Here is a 6,401-nt window from a genome sequence, read left to right as displayed (position 1 = left end):
GTGCCCACCAGCACCGGCTGGCCGCGCTCGTGGCACTCGCGGATGTCCTCGATGGCCGCGTCGTACTTCTCCTTCGTCGTCTTGTAGACGCGATCGAGCTGGTCGTCGCGGCGGCTCGGCTTGTTGGGCGGGATCACCACGGTCTCGAGGCCGTAGATCTCCTGGAATTCGTAGGCCTCGGTGTCGGCCGTGCCCGTCATGCCGGCCAGCTTGCCGTACAGGCGGAAGTAGTTCTGGAAGGTGATCGAGGCGAGGGTCTGGTTCTCGGCCTGGATCTCCACGCCTTCCTTGGCCTCCACGGCCTGGTGCAGGCCGTCGCTCCAGCGGCGGCCCTGCATCAGGCGGCCGGTGAACTCGTCGACGATGATGATCTCGCCGTTCTGCACCACGTAGTGCTGGTCGCGGTGGTACAGGTGGTTGGCCCGCAGCGCCGCGTTCAGGTGGTGCATCAGGGCGATGTTGGCGGGGTCGTACAGCGTGGCGCCTTCGGCGATCAGCCCCATCTGGGACAGCACCTTCTCGGCCCGCTCGTGGCCCTGCTCGGTGAGGAACACCTGGTGCGTCTTCTCGTCCACCGTGAAGTCGCCGGGCTTGGTCACGCCCTCGCCCGTGCGCGGATCGGCCTCGCCCTCCTGCTTCGTGAGCAGGGGCACCACCTTGTTCATGGTGATGTACAGCTCGGTGTGGTCCTCGGCCTGGCCGCTGATGATCAGGGGCGTGCGCGCCTCGTCGATCAGGATCGAGTCCACCTCGTCGACGATCGCGTAGTTCAGGCCCCGCTGCACGCGATCGCCGGTCTCGTAGACCATGTTGTCGCGCAGGTAGTCGAAGCCGTACTCGTTGTTGGTGCCGTACGTGATGTCCGAGTGGTAGGCGGCCTGTTTCTGCTCCTTGGGCATCTGCGGCAGGTTCACGCCCACCGTCAGGCCGAGGTAGTTGTACAGCTTGCCCATCCACTGGGCGTCGCGGTTGGCGAGGTAGTCGTTCACCGTCACCACGTGCACGCCCTTGCCGGAGAGCGCGTTCAGGTACACCGGCAGGGTGGCCGTCAGCGTCTTGCCCTCGCCGGTGCGCATCTCGGCGATCTTGCCCTGGTGCAGCGCGATGCCGCCCATCAGCTGGACGTCGAAGTGGCGCATCTTCATGATGCGCTTGGAGCCCTCGCGCACGACGGCGAAGGCCTCCGGCAGCAGGTCGTCCAGCGACTCGCCCTGGGCCAGGCGCTCGCGGAATTCCTGGGTCTTGGCGCGCAGTTGCTCGTCGGACAGCTGTTCGAGCTTCGGCTCCAGCGCGTTGATTTGCTCCACGGTGCGCCGGTACTGCTTGAGCAGGCGGTCGTTGCGGGAGCCGAAGATCTTGGTCAGGAAAGTGGTGGCCATGGGCGCGGTGGAGGCCGCGGCCCGCCACTCGGCGGCCCGCGACGGCGCAGTCCTTTGTTGATCAGCAAATGGAGCCGCCGCGGGCCGGAACAAGGCGAGCGCGGCAGCGAAAGTATCGGATTTTAGCGGGTGGGCCGTCGGCCACGACACCCGTGATTCCGTCAATCCGCGCCGGATCGCGGCTGCGGACCGACAGGCCGCGCGCGCCGGGCCCGCGACGACGCACGGCGCCTCGTTACTGGAGGGCCACCTTGGCGGCGTTGAGGAAGCGGCGCGGATCCTGGTGCACGCCCTGCACCAGCACCTCGAAATGCAGGTGCGGCCCGGTCGAGCGGCCGGTGGTGCCCACCAGCGCCAGCCGCTGGCCGCGCTTGACGAGGTCGCCCTTCTTCACGATCAGCTTCGAGGCGTGCGCGTAGCGGGTGACCAGTCCGTTGCCGTGATCGACTTCGACCATGTTGCCGTAGGCGGGATGCAGCGATGCGGTGACCACCACGCCGCCCGCGGCCGCCAGGATCGGCGTGCCCGCCTCGCCCAGGAAGTCCAGGCCGGTGTGCAGCGCCTTGTGGCCGGTGAACGGGTCGATGCGCCAGCCGAAGGGCGAGCCCACGCCGTGACCGGGCAGGGGTGCCTGGGTGGGCACCATCATCTTCTTCAGCCGCTGGTCGAACAGGCGCGATTCCATCACCGTGAGCAGGTCGGTACGCTCGCCCGTGAGCTGCTCCAGGTCGTCCAGCGTGGCCTGCAGTTCCTCCAGCGTGAGCGGACGGCCTTCCACCAGCGCCCCGCCGCTGCCGCCGGCGAGCTTCAGGTCCTTGGGGTTGACGCCCGCCAGGCCCGAGACGCGTTCGCTGAGCGCCTCCACCTGCAGCATGCGGGCCTGCATCTCGCCCAGGCGCCTGGCCATCGCATCGAGGTTCTCGCGCATGAAGCGGTCGCGCTGCTCGAATTCGTCCTGCACCATCAGCCGCACCAGCGTGCCCACCACCGGCCAGCGCTCGCGCGCGCCCTTGAGGAAGACCCAGTGGTACAGGCCCGCCGCCACCAGCATCAGGGCCAGCGACAGGGCCAGGACGGCCGCGGCCAGCCGGGTGCCGCTCAAATGAATGGCGCGGCTCTTCGCCAGCCACGCATCCGTGATAATCAACTGCACTTGAAAGCCCCTCTTCCTGCTTCTTCATGAACCGCCGCCACCACGCGGTGCCGGTGCACCAGGCCGCCGAGGAAGCGCCGACGCTGGCGCGGCTCGCGCAGTTGGCACGCGAATCCGCGGAACGCCTCAAGGCCATCGAGCCGTGCATCCCCGCACCCCTGCGCACTTCCGTGCGCCCGGGCCCCATCGATGGGACCACCTGGTGCCTGCTGGTGGACAGCAGCGCCGCTGCGGCCAAGCTCCGGCAGTTGTTGCCTGTTCTTCAAGCCCGGCTCATCAGCAGTGGATGGCAGGTTACTGCAATCCGGCTGAAGCTCGGAAGCCACAAGGCGTAACGCGGCGCCCGCCTGTCCTGCAGCGGCGGCCGGTCATCCGACGAGGGGAAGAATGGGGGAGAAGTGGGTGGTGCCGATTGTCCGAATCGAACGGACGACCTACTGTTTACAAGACAGTTGCTCTACCGACTGAGCTAAATCGGCCCGGGAAGGGAAACGATTCTAGGCGGGATCACTTCACGCGCTTGAGCGCGGGGCGCGGGCCGCTGGGCGGCCGCGGGGGCTCCTCCGGCGGCGTGGGGGCGCCGGCCTCCGGCACCAGCTGCACCACCTTGCTCTCGCCTTCGGCGGCGGCCGGCACGCTGGACAGCGGCGAGGGCCGGGTCTCCTCCGGCGGGGCGCCGGGCACCGGCACCGGGAAGGCCATGCCCTGCCCGTTCTCGCGCGCATAGATCGCGATCACCCGGTTGACGGGAACCATGATCTCGCGCGCCGTGCCGGCGAAGCGGGCCTTGAACTCGATGAAGTCGTTGCCCAGCTTGAGCGAACTGGTGGCGTCGTAGCTGATGTTCAGCACGATCTCGCCGTTCTTGACGTACTCGCGCGGCACCTGCACCGTGTCGTCCACCAGCACCGCCACGTAGGGCGTGAAGCCGTTGTCGGTGCACCATTCGTAGAGGGCCCGGATCAGGTAGGGGCGGGTGGACGTCGATTCCAGTGCGTTCATGCGTGGGGCGCGAGTACTTCAGCAGCCGGCCAAGTATGCGCTACTTGCGCATCACCTTTTCGGATGGTGTCAGCGCCTCGATGTAGGCGGGGCGCGAGAAGATGCGCTCGGCGTACTTCAGCAGGGGCGCCGCGTTCTTCGACAGCTCGATGCCGTAGTAGTCCAGGCGCCAGAGCAGCGGGGCGATCGCCACGTCGAGCATGGAGAAGTTCTCGCCCAGCATGTACTTGTTCTTCAGGAACACCGGAGCGAGCTGGGTGAGCCGGTCGCGGATGTGCGAGCGGGCCTTCTCCAGCGCCTTCTCGTTGCTCTTCTGCGCGCGCGACTCGAGCGTCGAGACGTGCACGAACAGTTCCTTCTCGAAATTCAGCAGGAACAGGCGCACGCGGGCGCGGTCCACCGGGTCCCCGGGCATCAGTTGCGGGTGCGGGAAGCGCTCGTCGATGTACTCGTTGATGATGTTCGACTCGTACAGGATGAGGTCGCGCTCGACCAGGATGGGCACCTGGCCGTACGGATTCATCACGTTGATGTCTTCCGGCTTGTTGTACAGGTCGACGTCGCGGATCTCGAAATCCATGCCCTTTTCGAAGAGCACGAAGCGGCAGCGATGCGAGAAGGGGCAGGTCGTGCCCGAATACAGCACCATCATCTTGAAAGTCCTCTAAAACCAAAAAGAGTGGGTGCGACGGCAGCCCACTCTACGCGAAGTGCGCACGCCCCGCCGTAGGCGGGGCGGCGTTTCGTCAGTGAATATCTTTCCAGTAGGCAGCGTTGAGGCGCCAGAACACGACCAGCAGCACGCCCAGGAAGAGCATGACCCAGGCGCCGATGCGCACCCGCTGATTCTGCGCCGGCTCGGCCATCCACTGCAGGTAGCCCACCAGATCCCCGACCGCCTGGTCGTACTGCTGGGTGGTCATGGTGCCGGGCGTGATCTGCTTCCAGCCCTTGAACGCCTCCACCTCGTGGCCGCCGGCCTCCGCCTTCTCGAACACCGGCTCGCGGTCGCCCTGCAGCTCCCACAGCACGTGCGGCATGCCGACGTTGGGGAAGACCAGGTTGTTCCAGCCGGTCGGACGGGTGTCGTCGCGGTAGAAGGAACGCATGTAGGTGTACAGGTAGTCGGCGCCCGTGCCGCCGTGGCCGGCGCGCGAGCGCGCCACCAGGGTCAGGTCCGGCGGCACCGCGCCGAACCATTCCTTGGCTTCCTTCGGGTCGATCGGGGCCTTCATGGTGTCGCCGACCTTGTCGGTCACGAACAGCAGGTTGTCCTTGATCTGCTGCTCGGAGATGCCGATCTCCTGCAGGCGGTTGAAGCGCATGAAGGCGGCCGAGTGGCAGTTCAGGCAGTAGTTGACGAACAGCTTGGCGCCGTTCTGCAGCGCGGGCAGGTCGTTGGTGCGGCTCGGGGCCTGGTCCCAGGCGACGCCGCCTTCGGCAGCCTGCGCGCCCGCCGCCACGCCGAGCGCCAGCAGGAAGGAGATGAGCAGTTTTTTCATGTCGGATTGCCCTGGGTTCTCAGTGCGCGAAGGTGACGCGCTCGGGCACCGGCCGGAACTCGCCCAGGCGGCTCCACCACGGCATCAGCAGGAAGAACCCGAAGTAGTAGATCGTCATCACCTGGGCCATCAGGGTGCCCACCGGCGACGGCGGCTGGATGCCCAGGTAGGCCAGGATGACGAAGAAGACGACGAAGATGCCGTACAGCCAGTACGTCCAGCGCGGGCGGTAGCGGATCGAGCGCACGGGCGCGTGGTCCAGCCAGGGCAGGAAGAACAGGATGATCACGGCGCCGCCCATCACCACCACGCCCCAGAACTTGGCGTCGAAGGTCTTGAGCAGCACGATCGCGATGGCCGCGACGACCACCGTCGCCACCTTGCCCATGAAGGACATGCGGCTGCGGAAGAAGGCCCAGATCGCCGCCAGCGCCACGATGATGGCGAAGACGTTGACCATCACGTCGGTGGTGGCGCGCAGCATCGAGTAGAAGGGCGTGAAGTACCACACCGGCGCGATGTGCGCGGGCGTCTGCAGCGGGTCGGCCGGGATGAAGTTGTTGTACTCCAGGAAGTAGCCGCCCAGCTCCGGCGCGAAGAAGATGATCGCGCTGAACACCATCAGGAACACGGCGACGCCGACCATGTCGTGCACGCTGTAGTACGGATGGAAGGGGATGCCGTCCACCGAGTGGCCCTGGGCGTCCTTCGGGTAGTTCGGCGCCTTGATGTCGATGCCGTCCGGGTTGTTCGAGCCCACGTCGTGCAGCGCCAGCAGGTGCGCGACCACCAGGCCGATCAGCACCAGCGGGATGGCGATCACGTGGAAGCTGAAGAAGCGGTTCAGCGTGGCGTCGCTCACCACGTAGTCGCCGCGGATCATCAGCGCCAGGTCGGGACCGACGAAGGGCACCGCGGAGAACAGGTTCACGATCACCTGCGCGCCCCAGTAGGACATCTGGCCCCAGGGCAGCAGGTAGCCGAAGAAGGCCTCGGCCATCAGCATCAGGAAGATGGTGCAGCCGAAGATCCACACCAGCTCGCGCGGCTTGCGGTAGCTGCCGTAGATCAGCGCCTTGAACATGTGCAGGTACACCACGATGAAGAACGCCGAGGCGCCCGTGGAGTGCATGTAGCGGATCAACCAGCCCCAGGGCACGTCGCGCATGATGTACTCCACCGAGGCGAACGCCAGGTTCGCGTCGGGCTTGTAGTGCATCACGAGGAAGATGCCGGTGACGATCTGGATCACCAGCACCAGCAGCGCCAGCGAGCCGAAGAAGTACCAGAAGTTGAAGTTCTTCGGAGCGTAGTACTCCGACATGTGGACCTTGTACGCGTCGTACGCGGTCGGGAAGCGGTTCT

General features: G+C 66.3%; 7 protein-coding genes and 1 tRNA gene. 1 reads left to right on the top strand and 7 read right to left on the bottom strand.

The window, feature by feature from the left end; translation table 11 throughout:
• Positions 1-1,379 (bottom strand): DEAD/DEAH box helicase (locus VFM98_RS06045; protein WP_325109000.1); only part of this gene is annotated, 1,379 nt, incomplete at its 3' end.
• A 235-nt stretch (positions 1,380-1,614) separates the two neighbouring features.
• A complete protein-coding gene (locus tag VFM98_RS06040) occupies positions 1,615-2,532 on the bottom strand; it encodes a M23 family metallopeptidase (protein WP_325108999.1) in 918 nt (305 codons plus the stop codon).
• 26 nt (positions 2,533-2,558) lie between these two features.
• On the opposite strand from VFM98_RS06040, the gene VFM98_RS06035 reads away from it, so the two are divergent.
• Positions 2,559-2,867, top strand: a complete 309-nt coding sequence (locus VFM98_RS06035) for a DciA family protein (protein ID WP_325108998.1) — start codon at positions 2,559-2,561, stop codon at positions 2,865-2,867.
• A 68-nt stretch (positions 2,868-2,935) separates the two neighbouring features.
• Here the strand turns inward: VFM98_RS06035 and VFM98_RS06030 are convergent.
• From VFM98_RS06030 to VFM98_RS06010, 5 genes are all read right to left on the bottom strand, one after another.
• Positions 2,936-3,011, bottom strand: a tRNA-Thr gene (locus VFM98_RS06030).
• A gap of 28 nt (positions 3,012-3,039) precedes the next feature.
• Positions 3,040-3,534, bottom strand: coding sequence for a ClpXP protease specificity-enhancing factor (locus VFM98_RS06025; RefSeq protein ID WP_325108997.1), 495 nt, complete (start codon positions 3,532-3,534; stop codon positions 3,040-3,042).
• Positions 3,535-3,574: 40 nt separating this feature from the next.
• On the bottom strand, positions 3,575-4,186 hold the full coding sequence (locus VFM98_RS06020; RefSeq protein WP_325108996.1) for a glutathione S-transferase N-terminal domain-containing protein: 612 nt from the start codon (positions 4,184-4,186) through the stop codon (positions 3,575-3,577).
• A gap of 94 nt (positions 4,187-4,280) precedes the next feature.
• Entirely contained in the window at positions 4,281-5,036 is a 756-nt protein-coding gene (locus VFM98_RS06015) for a cytochrome c1 (RefSeq protein ID WP_325108995.1), read from the bottom strand.
• 19 nt (positions 5,037-5,055) lie between these two features.
• The coding region (locus tag VFM98_RS06010; protein WP_325108994.1) for a cytochrome bc complex cytochrome b subunit at positions 5,056-6,401 on the bottom strand (1,346 nt) is incomplete at its 5' end.

The organism is Ramlibacter sp. (assembly GCF_035706265.1).
In the GTDB taxonomy this organism is placed as follows: domain Bacteria; phylum Pseudomonadota; class Gammaproteobacteria; order Burkholderiales; family Burkholderiaceae_C; genus Ramlibacter.
The sequence above is the reverse complement of the archived record's forward strand: the minus strand, read 5'-3'. Positions and strand labels throughout refer to the sequence as shown.

Bases quoted from the DNA above. Each gene is read 5' to 3' on its own strand.
- VFM98_RS06035 (WP_325108998.1), top strand. From the start codon at position 2,559: ATGAACCGCCGCCACCACGCGGTGCCGGTGCACCAGGCCGCCGAGGAA.
- VFM98_RS06025 (WP_325108997.1), bottom strand. From the start codon at position 3,534: ATGAACGCACTGGAATCGACGTCCACCCGCCCCTACCTGATCCGGGCC.
- VFM98_RS06020 (WP_325108996.1), bottom strand. From the start codon at position 4,186: ATGATGGTGCTGTATTCGGGCACGACCTGCCCCTTCTCGCATCGCTGC.
- VFM98_RS06015 (WP_325108995.1), bottom strand. From the start codon at position 5,036: ATGAAAAAACTGCTCATCTCCTTCCTGCTGGCGCTCGGCGTGGCGGCG.